The organism is Synechocystis salina LEGE 00031, from assembly GCF_015207985.1.
Lineage (GTDB): Bacteria > Cyanobacteriota > Cyanobacteriia > Cyanobacteriales > Microcystaceae > Synechocystis > Synechocystis salina.
On sequence record NZ_JADEVV010000045.1, the window covers coordinates 1 to 15142 of the forward strand.

Annotated in this window: 14 protein-coding genes; 7 read left to right on the forward strand and 7 right to left on the reverse strand. The window is 49.5% G+C overall.

All coding sequences use genetic code 11. From position 1 onward, the window contains the following. Window positions 1–185: 185 nt before the first annotated feature. Both IQ217_RS14225 and IQ217_RS14230 read left to right on the forward strand, forming a co-directional pair. The gene (locus IQ217_RS14225; RefSeq protein ID WP_190596382.1) at window positions 186–326 is read left to right on the forward strand and encodes a hypothetical protein; all 141 of its coding nucleotides are present in this window, start codon (window positions 186–188) and stop codon (window positions 324–326) included. Window positions 327–351: 25 nt separating this feature from the next. After that, complete coding sequence (locus IQ217_RS14230; protein ID WP_194020452.1) at window positions 352–1986, forward strand: MFS transporter; 1635 nt, start codon at window positions 352–354, stop codon at window positions 1984–1986. A 20-nt stretch (window positions 1987–2006) separates the two neighbouring features. Here IQ217_RS14230 and IQ217_RS14235 read toward each other — a convergent pair whose 3' ends face one another. Next, the gene (locus IQ217_RS14235; protein ID WP_190596386.1) at window positions 2007–2657 is read right to left on the reverse strand and encodes a TetR/AcrR family transcriptional regulator; all 651 of its coding nucleotides are present in this window, start codon (window positions 2655–2657) and stop codon (window positions 2007–2009) included. A gap of 128 nt (window positions 2658–2785) precedes the next feature. On the opposite strand from IQ217_RS14235, the gene IQ217_RS14240 reads away from it, so the two are divergent. The 3 genes from IQ217_RS14240 to IQ217_RS14250 are packed head-to-tail and all read left to right on the forward strand — an operon-like array spanning window position 2786 to window position 6153. Beyond that, a complete protein-coding gene (locus IQ217_RS14240) occupies window positions 2786–4228 on the forward strand; it encodes an HlyD family secretion protein (RefSeq protein WP_194020453.1) in 1443 nt (480 codons plus the stop codon). A 35-nt stretch (window positions 4229–4263) separates the two neighbouring features. Further along, window positions 4264–5451, forward strand: coding sequence for an ABC transporter permease DevC (gene devC, locus IQ217_RS14245; RefSeq protein WP_194020454.1), 1188 nt, complete (start codon window positions 4264–4266; stop codon window positions 5449–5451). A gap of 6 nt (window positions 5452–5457) precedes the next feature. Continuing rightward, on the forward strand, window positions 5458–6153 hold the full coding sequence (locus IQ217_RS14250; protein ID WP_194020455.1) for a DevA family ABC transporter ATP-binding protein: 696 nt from the start codon (window positions 5458–5460) through the stop codon (window positions 6151–6153). A gap of 74 nt (window positions 6154–6227) precedes the next feature. On the opposite strand, the gene IQ217_RS14255 is transcribed toward IQ217_RS14250, so the two are convergent. The 6 genes from IQ217_RS14255 to IQ217_RS14280 form a co-directional block, all read right to left on the reverse strand. Further along, complete coding sequence (locus IQ217_RS14255; RefSeq protein WP_190596394.1) at window positions 6228–6569, reverse strand: ribulose bisphosphate carboxylase small subunit; 342 nt, start codon at window positions 6567–6569, stop codon at window positions 6228–6230. Between the two features lie 32 nt (window positions 6570–6601). Continuing rightward, the gene (gene rcbX / locus IQ217_RS14260) at window positions 6602–7012 is read right to left on the reverse strand and encodes a RuBisCO chaperone RbcX (RefSeq protein ID WP_194020456.1); all 411 of its coding nucleotides are present in this window, start codon (window positions 7010–7012) and stop codon (window positions 6602–6604) included. A 208-nt stretch (window positions 7013–7220) separates the two neighbouring features. Continuing rightward, window positions 7221–8633 carry a form I ribulose bisphosphate carboxylase large subunit gene (locus tag IQ217_RS14265; protein ID WP_010873418.1) on the reverse strand — a complete coding sequence of 471 codons (1413 nt, stop codon included), beginning with the start codon at window positions 8631–8633 and terminating at the stop codon, window positions 7221–7223. A 277-nt stretch (window positions 8634–8910) separates the two neighbouring features. Then, window positions 8911–10194 carry a carboxyl-terminal processing protease CtpA gene (ctpA, locus tag IQ217_RS14270; RefSeq protein WP_194020457.1) on the reverse strand — a complete coding sequence of 428 codons (1284 nt, stop codon included), beginning with the start codon at window positions 10192–10194 and terminating at the stop codon, window positions 8911–8913. Between the two features lie 112 nt (window positions 10195–10306). Next, on the reverse strand, window positions 10307–11068 hold the full coding sequence (locus IQ217_RS14275; RefSeq protein WP_194020458.1) for a nucleotidyltransferase family protein: 762 nt from the start codon (window positions 11066–11068) through the stop codon (window positions 10307–10309). Between the two features lie 195 nt (window positions 11069–11263). Beyond that, entirely contained in the window at window positions 11264–11917 is a 654-nt protein-coding gene (locus tag IQ217_RS14280; RefSeq protein ID WP_194020459.1) for an L-threonylcarbamoyladenylate synthase, read from the reverse strand. Window positions 11918–12314: 397 nt separating this feature from the next. On the opposite strand from IQ217_RS14280, the gene mltA reads away from it, so the two are divergent. Beyond that, window positions 12315–13466, forward strand: a complete 1152-nt coding sequence (mltA, locus tag IQ217_RS14285; RefSeq protein ID WP_194020460.1) for a murein transglycosylase A — start codon at window positions 12315–12317, stop codon at window positions 13464–13466. Between the two features lie 261 nt (window positions 13467–13727). Beyond that, a complete protein-coding gene (hemL, locus tag IQ217_RS14290) occupies window positions 13728–15029 on the forward strand; it encodes a glutamate-1-semialdehyde 2,1-aminomutase (protein WP_194020461.1) in 1302 nt (433 codons plus the stop codon). Window positions 15030–15142: the final 113 nt, after the last annotated feature.

The window sequence follows — 15142 nt, forward strand, 5'->3', positions numbered from 1 at the left end:
ATCCCATTCCCCGCCCGCCCCAATGGTTAAAGGTGATTTTGGATTATGATTATTAGCCCACAAAAATTTTAAGCGTTCACAAAAAGTGTCCGTGGGAACAGGTTAAACCCCAGACAAGACAGTAAACTAAGACCGTGGAAGTCCGCCTAACCTTTGCAGTGTAGTCTTTTGGAGAGTCGGTTTTTATGTCAGACCTGAACCGTGGCATCATGAAGTTCGATGGGGCCGATAAGCCCTTCCTCGTCGCTGTTTCGGCAATTTTAATCCTGGGGGGCATTGGCGCCCTGATTATCTGGGCCTTACGGGTGGCCTACGCCGTAGGCTAGGGGCTTTGCACCAGAGCAAAACTTAATGACCCAATCCCTTTCCGCAGAAAAACTTCACTTCACCACCAAGCTGGCCTACGGAGCAGGGGATTTTGGCCCGGCGATCACTGCCAACATTTTGGTGTTTTACCTGCTGTTTTTCCTCACTGATGTGGCGGGGGTGCCGGCGGCCCTGGCGGGTAGTGTGTTGATGATTGGTAAAATTTTTGATGCCATCAATGACCCAATCATTGGCTTGTTGAGTGACCGTACCCGCACTCGTTGGGGTCGCCGTTTGCCTTGGATGTTGGCGGGGATGATTCCCTTTGCCCTGTTGAATTCTGCCCAATGGTTAATTCCCCATTTCAGTGACGATCGCCTAACTAATCAATGGGGATTATTTATTTACTACGTGGCGATCGCCATGGCATTTAATCTGTGTTACACCACGGTTAATTTGCCCTACACTGCCCTAACACCAGAATTGACCCAGAACTATAACGAGCGCACCAGGTTAAATAGTTTTCGGTTTTTCTTTTCCATTGGCGGCAGTATTCTCTCTCTAATTCTTTACATTCTGATCGCTGCCGGTTTACCTGATCGCCCCCAGGCGCAATTTGCCCAATTGGGGGTGATGATTTCCGTGCTTTCCCTCTCTGCTTTACTTTGGAGTGCTTTACGGCTCCAAGAAAAGGGCAAAGATCCCATTCTTTCTCCGACTCTGCGTCGGCGTTTAGCGCCCCTATTAATGACTGCTGGTATTACTTTAATTGCTTTGGCGATCGCCAGAAGCTTTAACTTACTAGGGGCAAGTGGTTTTGACTACATTAGCTTTTTTCTGATTCTACTGGGGCTAATCTGGGGAGGATTTGGTTTTACCCTCCGAGACAGTGCCATAGAAGATCATTTACGAAAGGGAGATGGACCATCCAGTCCTGAGAACACCGAAAGTTTACCCCTGTTTAAACAACTTAAAATTGCCTTCCGCAACCGGGCTTTTTTATTTGTTATCGGTATTTACCTCTGTTCCTGGTTAGCTGTACAACTTACCGCGTCAATTCTGGTTTATTTCGTCGTCAGTTGGATGGGCTTAAGCGAACAACAGTCCGGCACCATTGCCCTCGCCGTCCAAGGTACAGCCCTAGTAATGCTATTTATCTGGCAGGCCCTAGCCCAGTTTTTAGATAAAAAAGTTATTTACTTCCTCGGATCCATGGTGTGGATGGGGGCAGAAGCTGGTCTTTGGTTAGTGCAACCTGGGCAAGTCGCTCTGCTGTACACCCTAGCGGTTTTTGCCGGGGTGGGGGTATCCGTTGCCTACCTCATTCCCTGGTCCATGATTCCCGACGTGGTGGATTTGGACGAATTAAACACTGGCAAACGCCGAGAAGGAGTTTTCTATGCCTTTATGGTGCTACTGCAAAAGGTCGGTTTAGCCCTTGGCTTATTTTTGGTGGGGTTAACCCTCCAAGCCTCTGGATTTATTGCCCGTGTTCCCGGAGAACCCATTCCCACCCAACCCGATAGTGCCCTCTGGGCCATCCGCTTTGCCGTTGCCCCCCTGCCGGCCTTCTTTTTGTTAGGGGGATTAATCCTCGCTATTTTTTATCCTATTACCAGGGCTGTGCATACCGACATTCGCCGTCAACTGCAAGAACGTCAGCAAGGAAATAATATTTGATTAGCCTCTCAATTAAGCGTTTAAACATCGCGCTTTTTTCCTGCGGCCATCATCAACGCCACCAATCCATCCGCCAGGCGATCGCTCTCCAGGGGCAGAATATCTTCCCCTTGCATTAACTTTTGCACAATTAAAAAATGCACTAAAGACCCCGCAAAAATTCGAGCGGCCACCATTGGATCAGGGAAATGGAGTTGGGGTTGGGAACCGAGGTAAATAGCTAAATTTTCTAACATTGGTTTTTGGATTTCCCGCACAAAGCTTTGGGCTAAGGTCGGAAACCGTTCGGATTCGCCAATGATCAAGCGAATCAGGGTTAATAAGGCCGGATTCTGAGCAAACCCGGTCAGGGCTTTATCGGCCAATTGACGCAAAAACATTTCCGGGGGCAAATCCACATCAGCGATCGCCGGTCGATGGGGAAACAGGGGATCACAACTTTGGCTTAGGTTCTGCACCAAGGCCATGAATAATCCTTCCTTATCCTGAAAATAACTGTAGAGGGTAGGTTTAGAGACCCCCGCCGCCCTGGCGATGCGATCCATACTGGCCGCCGCATACCCTTGGGTTGTGAAAATTTTTAAGGCACCGTCCAGAATTTGTTCGGCTTTGTCATTGCTGGGGCGTAGCGGTTTAATCGGGTCTAACTCGTTCACAGGTTTGGCTTGCATCGGATCTTCATCTCTTCATCAGCATAGCAAGGGGACTCTCCTTCCTCTAGTTTACTAAACGGTATAGTCAACTTTACTAAACGGTGTAGTAAAATAAAAATATAAAGCTTTCACCCCAGGGGAGCAAAATGGGATCAATTGCAACGGACTTTCAAACATCTGCTCCGGCTAAACCATTGGCTAAAAAGTCTCCTTTTGGCCGTTGGCAGATTGGTGTTGGGCTAATTGGGTTGACATTGTTCGGGGCAATCGCCGCTCAGCAAGGATGGTTACCCTTCATACCAAAGACGGAACCCGTTGAGATGGAAGTTATTCCTTCCCCCTTGCCCACCGTTACTGCCCTAGGTCGTTTAGAACCCCAAGGGGAAATGATTTATCTTAGTGCCTCCACCGCTAGCCAGGAAACCCGATTGGAAAAATTGTTGGTCAAGGTGGGCGATCGGGTGGAAGCGGGCCAAACCATTGCCCTGTTAAGTGGTCGGGATCGATGGCAGGCTGGGTTAATCCAGGCCCAAGGGGATTTGCAGGTGGCGGAAGCTCGCTTGGCCCAGGTCAAAGCGGGGGCAAAAGATGAAGATATTACGGCTCAATCGGCCCAAATTAGCCAACGTCAAGCCCAATGGCAAGAGGATGTCAAAGCCAAAAATGCAGAGCTTAAACGTTTACAAGCCCAGTGGGACGGCGATCGCCAAATTCAACAGGCAACCTTGAAACAACTGCAAGCGGATTGGCAGGGAGAACGGGCGGAAATTCAAGCCAAATTACAACGACTGCAAGGGGAATTGGCCAACGCAAAAATGGAGTATCAACGTTATCAACAGCTTTATACTGCCGGGGCCATTTCCGAATCGGTGTTTGATGGCAAAGCCCTCGCGGTGGAAAGTTTACAGCAACAGGTTAAGGAAAATCAGGCCAATTTAAACCGTGTTAACCGCACCTCCGTGGAAAAGATTAACGCCGCTGAAACGGAATTAACCAGTCTCAATCAGACTTTTCCCCAACAAATCAAATCTGCCCAAGCTGACCTGCGACGGTTGCAAAAAACTGGAGTTGCCTCGGTGCAGGAAGCAGAAGCCCAGCGGGAAAGTTTAGCCAACGTGCGTCCAGTGGATGTGCAGGTGGCCGAGGCCGAAGTGCAAAGGGCTAAAGCGACGGTGCAAAAAGCCCAAACGGACTTGGCCCAAACGGTGATTACTGCGTCAGAGGCGGGGGAAATTCTCGAAATTTATACCCATCCCGGTGAAAAAATTGCGGATCAAGGCATTGTTAGTCTCGGCCAAACCCAACAAATGATGGCGATCGCCGAAGTTTACCAGGGGGATATTAGCCGCATCCAGCTTGGGCAAATGGCAAAAATCACCTCCCCTATTTTGGATGAACCCTTACAAGGCAGGGTGCAACGGATTGATCCGCTGGTGCAACGCCAAACCATTGTGAATGAAGATCCCGCCGCCAATATTGACGCCAAAGTGATTGAGGTCCGCATTGAGCTTGATCCCGAAAGTTCTAAACGGGTGAAGAATTTAACTAACTTGCAAGTCACCGTCACCATCCAAACCCCGGTGCAATAAGGGCGCATTTTTGAACAATACCCCCGGTTTATCCCATGTTTCGTTTTCGTCGACTGCTCCATACCCTGCGGGATCGCACCCCACTGGGTCTCTTACAACTCAACCATGACCGCCTCCGACTACTGACGGCGATCGCCGGCATTACCTTTGCCGATGTGTTGATCTTTATGCAATTGGGCTTTGCCGATGCGTTGTATCGTACTAATACCCAATATCCCCGGACGCTACAAACGGATTTGGTAATGATTAGTAATCAAGCGGATAATTTCAACGAATTACAGACTTTTTCCCGTCGTCGTTTGTACCAAGCCCTCGATGTGCCGGGGGTGAAATCCGTTGATACGCTTTATGTTAGTTCCGTGCAATGGCGTAATCCCCAAACCAGGGAAAAGACCCCCATGTTAGTTATCGGTCAAGATCCCCATCGAGTTGCGCTGGATTTGCCGGTGGTTAATCAACAATTGGATCAATTAACCTTACCCAATACGGTGTTATTCGATCAAAAATCCCGAGGCCGCTACGACCAAATGGTGGAGCAGGTAGAACGGGGGGAACTGGTAACCACGGAAATTGGCACAAACACCGTCACCGTAACGGGATTATTTAGTGTGGGAGCATCCTTCGCCGATGATGGGGCCTTAATGACCAGTACAGAGACTTTTTTAAGGCTTTTTCCCAAGCGTCAAGCCAACACTCCAAGCATGGGCTTAATTTATCTCCAACCCGATGCTGATCCCGAATCCGTGCGGGAAATGTTATCCGATTATCTCCCCGATGATGTGCTGGTTTTTACCAACGAAGAATATGTCCAGTTTGAGATTGATTATATCCAACGGCGATCGCCAATTGGGTTTGTGTTTGGCTTAGGCACAGTAATGGGTTTCATTGTTGGTACGGTGATTGTCTATCAAGTGCTTTCCACTGATGTCAACAGTCACCTAGCGGAATATGCCACCTTTCGGGCCATGGGCTATCGGCAACGGTATTTATTGGGAGTCATTTTTGAAGAAGCTCTGATTCTCTCCGTTCTGGGTTTTATCCCCAGTTTGGCGATCGCCTTGGGGGCCTACCGACTGACGGCCTTTGCTACGGCGTTACCAATTTTTATGCCTGTGGGCCGGGCAGTTTTTGTTTTTGTTTTAACCCTGGTGATGTGTAGCTTCTCCGGTGTGATAGCCGCCCGTCGTCTCCAAGCCGCCGATCCCGCCGATATTTTTGCCTAAAATGCCATGAACAATCCTCCCATTATTGTTATTCGTCAACTGAACCACTATTTCGGCAGTGGCGATCTCCGTAAACAAGTGTTATTTGACATTGACCTAGATATTCACGCCGGGGAAATTGTCATTATGACCGGCCCATCGGGTTCAGGAAAAACGACATTATTAACCCTAATTGGGGGACTGCGGGCGGCCCACGAAGGCAGTTTACAAGTATTAGGGCAGGAATTATGTGACGCTACCGAAAAAATCTTGGTTAACAATCGGCGCAATAACGGCTATATTTTCCAGGCTCACAACCTACACCACAGTCTAACTGCTTTGGAAAATGTCCAGATGGGCCTAGAAATCACCGGCAAAATTCCTAAAACGGAACGCCATCACCGGGCAGCCCAGATGTTAGACCAAGTAGGTTTGGCAGATCGTTTACATTACTATCCTGGCGATTTATCCGGTGGTCAAAAACAACGGGTGGCGATCGCCAGGGCCCTCATTAGCCATCCCAAAATGGTATTGGCCGATGAACCCACCGCGGCATTGGACAAAAAATCTGGTCGGGATGTGGTCAATATCATGCAAAAACTAGCCAAGGAACAGGGCTGTACAGTGTTATTAATCACCCACGACAATCGTATTTTAGATATTGCCGATCGGATTGTTTATTTAGAAGATGGCCATCTTTCCCGGCAACCTGCGGTTGTTTAAAGCAATAAAAAACCCGCCGAAGCGGGGAGAATATTGGATTTAGGTCAGCATTAAGCAATTAGCAAAGCCGTAACTTAGTAGCGACCTTGATTTTGGTTGGGTTTGTGGACAATAAAGCTCACAGTCTGACACTGTTTGATATTGTCAAAACCGATCACGCGAATGTAGCAATTGGGGTTCTCAGAACGGCATTCCCGTACTTCAGCCAAAACTTCGTTAGCGGTGGCGCCACCAAATAAAGGCAGTTTCCACATAGTCCAGAAGTGGGTTTCGGGTTTGGGATCTTCCTCAAATTCCACACCAGGAATAAAGCCTTGGTCTAACAGAAACTCAACTTGCTTAGCAATTTGTTGATCCGTTAAAGGGGGAAGGTAGGAAAGGGTTTCGTAGCGGCGCTCTTTGGGTAAAGTTTTCATCGATTTAAAAGTTTTCCTTGCTGATGACTACGTTAGGACGGGGGAGAATCATTAGAATCTGATTCTCGGTCGAGGCTTTTGGAAGGGAGAGTGTCCACCTCGGCCACGGTGCGGGTCAGGCGTTCAAGCAAATGGCGACGATGGGCAATGTTGGACTCCGTTAAACTACTCCGGGACATACCAGGCAAGAAGTCCAACACCGACTCGGCAATGTCTTCCCTAACCGCCAGGATTCTGAGCACCAGCTCTTTATTTTCATCCAGGAGTTCCGTTAAAAACGTTTCTCCATTTTGAATATTGTGGCTGGCCAAATACTGGTTTAACCAAATGGCCTGGGGAGGGTTAGTTTCCCCTAGTTCGCTCTGAATCCTGAGAACGGCTTGGTAGGTGAGGTAACTTTGCAGTACTTTCACCGTTGCCTGTGCTATGTGCTTAGTTTGCATGAACGCTCTACCCGGTAATTGGTAAATTGCTGTCGAAGTTGAATATTCAGTCAGCAGTGGGTTTTAGCTGATTAACAATTTTTTGATAATTGCTAATGACTAACTATTAGTTAAGCCGCTGTTAATGGCTAATTAGTTAGCAGAATCAACCCTGAAGAACTGTTCATCCTTAACGGACGGGCACAACTCCGACAACCCAAGCACCGGTTTAGAGGGTATCCATGGCCTCGAACTCGAACTTAATTTCTTTCCAGAGTTCGCAAGCCGCGGCCAATTCGGGAGACCAACGACAGGCTTCCCGGATAACGTCATTACCTTCGCGAGCCAGGTTACGACCTTCGTTCCGAGCTTGAACACAGGCTTCTAGAGCTACCCGGTTGGCAGTTGCACCAGGAGCGTTACCCCAGGGGTGACCCAAGGTACCACCACCAAACTGGAGGCAAGAGTCATCACCAAAGATTTCCACCAAGGCGGGCATGTGCCAAACGTGGATACCACCGGAAGCTACGGGCATGGTGCCAGGCATGGAAGCATAGTCTTGGGTGAAGAAAATACCCCGGGAACGATCTTCCTCAACGTAATCTTCGCGCATGAGGTCAACGAAGCCCATGGTGATGCCCCGTTCCCCTTCCAATTTACCGACCACGGTACCGGAGTGGAGGTGGTCCCCACCGGATAGACGCAGACATTTGGCCAGAACTCGGAAGTGGATCCCGTGGTTTTTCTGACGGTCAACTACGGCGTGCATTGCCCGGTGAATGTGGAGCAGAATGCCGTTGTCCCGACACCAGCGAGCCAGGGTGGTGTTAGCGGTGAAACCACCAGTGAAGAAATCGTGCATGATGATGGGGGTACCAATTTCCTTGGCAAACTCGGCCCGTTTCATCATTTCTTCGCAAGTACCAGCGGTAACGTTCAGGTAGTGACCTTTCATTTCGTTGGTCTCAGCCTGGGCTTTTTCGATCGCCTCTTGAACGAAGAGGAAACGATCACGCCAACGCATGAAGGGCTGGGAGTTGATGTTTTCGTCATCTTTGGTGAAATCCAAACCACCCCGGAGACATTCGTAAACGGCCCGACCGTAGTTTTTGGCGGACAAACCAAGTTTGGGTTTGATGGTACAACCGAGGAGAGGACGACCGTATTTGTTTAATTTGTCCCGCTCAACGGTGATGCCGTGGGGGGGGCCTTGGAAGGTTTTAATTAAAGCAACGGGGAAACGAATATCTTCTAAACGGAGAGCCCGCAGGGCTTTAAAACCAAATACGTTACCGACCAAAGAGGTTAAAACGTTGGTGACGGAACCTTCTTCAAATAAATCTAGAGGATAGGCAATAAAAGCAAAATATTGGTTATCTTCGTTGGGAACGGCTTCCAGGTCATAGCAACGACCTTTGTAGCGGTCCAAATCGGTTAGGTTGTCAGTCCAAACGGTGGTCCAGGTACCGGTGGAAGACTCAGCGGCCACCGCGGCAGCGGCTTCTTCAGCAGGGACACCCGGTTGGGGGGTCATACGGAAGCAGGCGAGCAGGTCGGTATCCTTGGGGGTGTAGTCGGGGGTATAGTAGGTCAGGCGATAATCTTGTACGCCCGCCTTGAACCCTGCTTTGGCTTGTACCATCTAGGTCAGTCCTCCATAAACATTGAATAGCCTAGCTTTCTCCCACGGGCGAAATTTGGCAAAATAAAGCCTACCGTCGCCCCAGAGACAGTCATTATTTACAGTTATTTGGTTGCAAGAAGAATCTGCGATAACCCAGCAACTATCTGTTTTCTGAAGGTCATCTTATCACGCAGGGGATGCCTTTACTTATGGCAATGCTCTCCATTGACTGTTTTTTAAATTACAATTTTTGGACTTTCTGATTAGAATTTCTGATGTTTTGTCTAAGTGGTGATTAGTTGGGCTTGTGAGCCGTTGCCATGGCGGGGATTGCAGAGGATTTATGGGCGATCGCCACCCCTCCGGTGAGCAAATCTAGGGCGGCTTGGTATTGCAAATCAGTGGGGGAAGTAATTTCTGCAAAGCTGATCAGGGGTTGCTCCACCACTTCATCGGGCATGATGCCCAGCTTATGGATGTCGTGATGTTCGGGGGTTTCGTATTTGGCCACAGTAATGGCAATGCCGGCCCCGTCGGAAAGCTCAAACAGGGATTGAATCAAACCTTTACCAAAGGTCTTTTCTCCCACTAACGTGGCCCGATGATTATCCTGCAAAGCACCAGCTAAGATTTCGCTGGCACTGGCGGTGCCCTGGTTGACCAGCACCACCAAGGGGCGATCGGTTATCGCTTCTCCACTGGCAGTGAAGCTTTCCTGGGTGCCTTGGCGATTAACGGTATAGACAATGGTGCTTTCCGGCAGCCACAACCGAGCAATGTCAATACCGGCCTGGAGTAGGCCACCGGGATTGTTACGTAGGTCCAAGACATAACCGTCGGCCCCTTGTTCCTGAAGTTGGTGGAGAGCGTGGGCCACTTCTCTATAGGCATTGGCACTAAACTGGCTCAGGCGAATATAACCCACCGATTGACCGGGGCGGGAATCATCTAATCGGGCCACCACGGGACTAAGGGAAATTAACTGCCGAGTCAGGGTAAGTTTTTCAGGGACTTCGGTGCCCGCTGGGAGAATTTCTAGGGAAACCTTGGTGTTTTTGGGACCCCGCATTCTGGCCGCCGCTTCGTCTAAGCTCAGGGTTTGGGTATCCACGCCGTCGATCGCCAGAATTTGGTCATGGGGTTGCAAGCCGGCCTCCTCCGCTGGGGAACCGGCCAGGGGGGCCATAATTTCCAATTGGTTAGTTTCCGGGTTGATGTTGATCTGCAGACCTACCCCCGATAGCTCACCGGTAGTGGTCACCTGGAGATTACCGTACTGTTCTGGGCGCAGTAGACGGGTAAAGGGCTCATCTAGGGTGGCGAGCATTTCCTCGATCGCCGTATAGGTTTCTTCCCGGTCCCGGAGGGGTCGTTTAACGTACTTTTCCCGCAACAGCCACCAATTTTGATGGTTAAAGGTTTCATCGAGATAGGCTTGATTCACCAGGCGCCAAGATTGCAACAGGAGCTTTTGTTCCTCGGTGAAGGCCAGGGCCGGCGGTGTATTGCCCAGATAAATAACAGCCCCAATGACCAAAGAGAAAGCTAAAGCCCATAACCGCCTTGTCTGTTTACCCATTCCGATGCCTGCCCCCGTAAACCAAAATTTACAAAACTTAGCTGAGTTCTCATTTTAGCTAATGTCAACGGGAATGCTCCTTTTTTGCCTAGGGGGTAATTACGGTTGGGCGTTATTTCCCCTGGTCATCTATGGAGTTAAATATTTCCAGAGACTGGATAAATTCCCCTGCCTGGGCCAAGGTTGTCGGAGTGCCAATGTCTAAAAAGGGAGCTTCAACGGCATGGACTTTGATTTTTGCTCCCTGGGCTAACAATGTGGGGAACACGTCATACTCAAAACTTAGGGGCCGGCGATCGGGAAACTGGGCTAAAAGGCGATCGCCAAGGAGATAAACTCCACTATTAATTACCCCTGCCCCTCCCTGCTTTTCGGCAAACTGTTCCAATTCCCCTTGCCCATTGACTTTCAAGGAACCAAAACGGGATGCGTCGGGCACATGAACGCCCAAAATCACCCCATCAACCCTGTCGTCAGCCAATTCGGCCAACAGAACCCGATAATCCGTCACAATTAAGGAATCGCCATTGAGCACCAACCAAGCCGGTGTGGGTTCCTTAAAATTATGGTGACTAACCGCATTGACAAATCCCCCCGCCGTTCCCAAGGGTTCTTCCTCCGCCACACAGGCGATCGCCATGTCGGCAATGTCAGCATTTTGGGCATAGGCCGCCACTTTTTCCGCTAAATAACCTGTAGAAAGGAGCGATCGCCGAAAACCTTGCTGTTGCAGGTAGCGCAATTGCCAATCTAAAAAAGGACGGTGGGCCACTGGGGCCAAGGGTTTAGGTAAATCTGGCAACTGTTGCTTAATGCGGGTGCCAAAGCCCCCAGCCAAAATGACCACGGTAACGTCTGCGGGGGAAAGGTCCATAGGATCAAAAAAGTTAAATTACTAGCACTGGAGGTAAAACCTAGGCAATAGGTTACCAATTGATGATCCCGTCTAAACTATTAGCCCAAGTTAAATGACAGTAATTTTGGCAACATCGAGGTGAAAAAATCTGCTTTAGGGGCAAAGAGGAGAGTTGATAGGGCCTTGCCCCCAATGGTTCAGAGCAGGAATGATTTATTTCATCAGATGGGAGGGCAAAATGATTTCCGGTATTAGGGGGCGCAGGTCATCAAAGGAAATAGGACCAAAATTCATAATGGTGGGTAAGGGCAAAGTACAGTCGATTAATGTTCCCCGTCGAGCATAGCGACATCGGCCACCATCACCAATTAAAGGCACCTGGCCTTCAAAATAACGGCTAGCTGCCGCAAAACTAGTCACCGGTTCTCCCCCTACTTTGGCCGTGGCACACACCAACGGAAAAGGCATCGCCCCCACCAGATCAAAAACAAAAGCATCGGGACAGGCAATAAAAAGATTGCGAAAGCCCTGGGTAATGCCTGGGTCTAAGTGGGGCAAGGCTTCGACAATGAGGGTTATGGGTAAAGGAAAAAGGCCCATCAATTTTTTGGCGGCGGGGGGAATTTTTGCCACATCCATAGCCCGATCGCCACGGGTGAGAATGCCTAGGGGTTGGTCTTTATCAAATTGCTTAAAGGCCCGCAACTGGGCCACGGCCCTGGGACTGGCACCATTGACCACTAGTACATAGGTAGTGGCTAAACCTAATAAGACCATTGCTTCCTGCTCCAAGACGGATTGAATGGCAGGAATTGCTCCGGAGTTTAGCTTAATGATTTTTGTTTCAGTTTTATCTAGTGTAATCATTGAATTTTCCCTTGAAACTGCCTCCAGGTTAACAGAGATTTTCAGCCCACTCCATTGAAGTTCTAGGTATAAAAACGCTTCTAAACAGTTAAATTTTTACGTAATCTAGGCGGAGAGCAAGACTTAGTCAAATTTTTAAAATAGTTTTGACTGCCATTATTTAAACTTATCATTCTTGATTTTGGGGCAGTTTATCTTGGTAACAATCCCCCAACATGTCCATCAAGAACGCCTGATTTTTCTTTTTAAAAGTTAATAAATAAAAGTTCCCAATGATGCTTTGAACTAGATCTGGCCATGGGTTAGTCTGCAGACTGGTGGCGTCCCAGACCTTATTGCCAAGGGAGCGGGTAAACTTAACTTTCGTCAGCGGTAGGTAATTTCGACAAAGCAACAAATGATTAAGCAATCTTTCCCACTATTGGCTTTACTGTTGGTTTTTGGTGTCAATGCCAGTGGTCTAAGGGCTCAGTCGCGACCATTAACGCCAGTGACGGGGGCAAATTTAACGCCAACGGTGGGTTTTGATGAACAGTTGTGGGGGAACCATTGTTCGGCGGGGGATAAACAGTCCCTGGTGCGGGCCATTGACCACAGTTTGGCCTATCTGAAAACCGCCAGCGCCGCCCGAGCCTATCAAAATTACCCTGTACCGGGGGTGACCAGAGAGCGGGTAACCCGTTCCCTGCAGAGATTTAAGACTTTGTTGCAACAAGCCCCCAGCCCTGAAGCTCTCCAGACCGCCGTGGACAGGGAGTTCCAGTTTTATCAGGCGATCGGTAACGACGGAATAGGCACAGTCCATTTCACTGGTTATTTTGAGCCGGTCTATACCGCCAGCCGCCAACGAACTGCTGAATATCGTTATCCCATCTATGGCCTACCCAATAATTTTTCCCGTTGGTCTAAACCCCACCCCACCAGAGCTGATTTAGAAGGGTTGGATGGCCTAGGAAAATCCAGTCAGTTGCAAGGGCGGGAAATTGCCTGGTTCCGTAACCGTTTAGATGCTTATTTAATCCAGGTGCAAGGTTCGGCCAAAATCAACTGGGTGGGAGGCGGCCAAAGTTCGGTGGCCTTTGCTGGAGCGACGGACTATCCCTACGTAAGTTTGGGGAAGGAAACTATCCAGGAAGGCATTTTTCAACCGGGGGAAGTTACTTTGCCAAAATTAATCGAGTATTTTGAGCAAAATCCCAGTGAACTAAGCCGTTTTATTCCCCGCAACAACCGTCTGATCTTCTTTAAGGAAACCTCCGCCAGCACCCCCGCCAAAGGTAGCATTGGTGTACCAGTCACCGCCGAGCGTTCCATTGCCACCGATAAAGCTCTCATGCCTCCAGGGGCGATCGCTGTTTTAGCGGCCCCCATTCCCGATTGTCGGGGTCAAAAGGTCAACGTTAGTCGTTTTGTGGTGGACCAGGATACCGGTAGTGCCATCAAAGGCCCCGGTCGGGTAGATATTTTCATGGGCACCGGCCAAACCCCAGGCGATCGGGCCGGTTTAATGAGTGACGACGGGCAAATTTATTATCTGCTCCTGCGCTGACAATATTGCCCTACTTCCTAGGGGAGGAAATCTGAAAGTCTCCTCATAACTCAGAGTGATTCGGTCACAAGCATGGGTGTTGAAAGCTATGGCTTCTTGAAACCCTGTCCAGGGAGTTAGAGTTCCAAGCTAGGACGTCAGAAGTTTGTTCAACGGGGCACCAAAATTCTGTACAGTGGAGTTGTCCCCGTCTGTTTTTTAATGCGGGAACAGGTTCGATAAATTTACATAGCCAGTCTTTACACCCAAAGGAGACGCGAATTGGTTAACGCAACCCCTTTTATCACCACTAAGTCAGAAGAAATTTTTACCGCGGCTCAACATTTAATGCCTGGGGGGGTCAGTTCCCCGGTGAGGGCATTTAAGTCCGTCGGCGGTCAGCCCATTGTTTTTGACCGAGTAGAAGGGGCTCAGATTTGGGACGTAGATGGCAATCAATACATAGACTATGTGGGCACCTGGGGACCGGCCATTTGTGGTCATGCCCACCCCGATGTGATCAATGCCCTCAAACAAGCTTTGGATAAGGGCACTAGTTTTGGTGCTCCCTGTGCCCAGGAAAACGTCCTGGCGGAAATGGTCATTGATGCCGTGCCCAGCATTGAGATGGTGCGGTTTGTCAACTCCGGCACTGAAGCCTGTATGTCAGTGTTGCGTTTGATGCGGGCCTTCACTGGCCGGGAAAAGATTATTAAATTTGAGGGTTGTTACCACGGCCACGCCGACATGTTTCTGGTGAAAGCCGGTTCTGGGGTGGCTACCCTGGGCCTGCCGGATTCCCCTGGGGTGCCCAGCAATACCACCAAGGCCACTTTAACGGCTCCCTATAACGATTTGGAAGCGGTCAAAGCCTTGTTTGTGGAAAATCCCGACAGTATCGCTGGGGTTATTCTTGAGCCGGTAGTGGGCAATGCAGGCTTTATTCTCCCCGATGCCGGCTTCTTGGAAGGATTGCGGGAATTGACCAAAGAATATGGCGCTTTACTGGTCTTTGATGAGGTGATGACTGGCTTTCGGGTTTCCTATGGTGGTGCCCAGGCTCGATTTGGCGTTACCCCCGATTTAACCACCCTTGGTAAAGTGATTGGTGGTGGTTTGCCAGTGGGAGCTTATGGTGGTCGGGAAGACATTATGGCCATGGTGGCTCCAGCAGGGCCAATGTATCAAGCTGGAACTTTGTCCGGTAACCCTTTGGCCATGACCGCGGGCATTAAAACCCTGGAAATTTTGCAAAAGCCCGGTTCCTACGAATATCTGGATAAAATTACCAAACGTTTGGTAAGTGGCTTGTTAACCGCCGCCGAAGAAGCCGGCCATGAAGTTTGTGGCGGTTCCATCAGTGCCATGTTTGGTATTTTTTTTGCCCCCGGTCCGGTGCGCAATTACGAAGATGCCAAGCTAGCCGACACCAACAAATTTGCCCGTTTCCATCGAGGGATGTTGGAACGGGGTATTTATCTCGCTCCTTCCCAGTACGAAGCCGGCTTCCCTTCCCTGGCCCACACCGAGGCCCAGATTGACCAGACCATTGCGGTGGCTAAGGAAGTATTCGCTACCCTTTGAACTGTTTGATCCCCGATGGCGATCGCCGTGGGTCATATTGCTAAATACCTAAAATTTTCCCCATCCTAAAAATGTGGTTATTCATCCATGGACTAGGGTGGGGATATTGGTAT

Coding starts and splice junctions, on each gene's coding strand:
- IQ217_RS14225 (WP_190596382.1), top strand. CDS start 186: ATGTCAGACCTGAACCGTGGCATCATGAAGTTCGATGGGGCCGATAAG.
- IQ217_RS14230 (WP_194020452.1), top strand. CDS start 352: ATGACCCAATCCCTTTCCGCAGAAAAACTTCACTTCACCACCAAGCTG.
- IQ217_RS14235 (WP_190596386.1), bottom strand. CDS start 2,657: ATGCAAGCCAAACCTGTGAACGAGTTAGACCCGATTAAACCGCTACGC.
- IQ217_RS14240 (WP_194020453.1), top strand. CDS start 2,786: ATGGGATCAATTGCAACGGACTTTCAAACATCTGCTCCGGCTAAACCA.
- devC (WP_194020454.1), top strand. CDS start 4,264: ATGTTTCGTTTTCGTCGACTGCTCCATACCCTGCGGGATCGCACCCCA.
- IQ217_RS14250 (WP_194020455.1), top strand. CDS start 5,458: ATGAACAATCCTCCCATTATTGTTATTCGTCAACTGAACCACTATTTC.
- IQ217_RS14255 (WP_190596394.1), bottom strand. CDS start 6,569: ATGAAAACTTTACCCAAAGAGCGCCGCTACGAAACCCTTTCCTACCTT.
- rcbX (WP_194020456.1), bottom strand. CDS start 7,012: ATGCAAACTAAGCACATAGCACAGGCAACGGTGAAAGTACTGCAAAGT.
- IQ217_RS14265 (WP_010873418.1), bottom strand. CDS start 8,633: ATGGTACAAGCCAAAGCAGGGTTCAAGGCGGGCGTACAAGATTATCGC.
- ctpA (WP_194020457.1), bottom strand. CDS start 10,194: ATGGGTAAACAGACAAGGCGGTTATGGGCTTTAGCTTTCTCTTTGGTC.
- IQ217_RS14275 (WP_194020458.1), bottom strand. CDS start 11,068: ATGGACCTTTCCCCCGCAGACGTTACCGTGGTCATTTTGGCTGGGGGC.
- IQ217_RS14280 (WP_194020459.1), bottom strand. CDS start 11,917: ATGATTACACTAGATAAAACTGAAACAAAAATCATTAAGCTAAACTCC.
- mltA (WP_194020460.1), top strand. CDS start 12,315: ATGATTAAGCAATCTTTCCCACTATTGGCTTTACTGTTGGTTTTTGGT.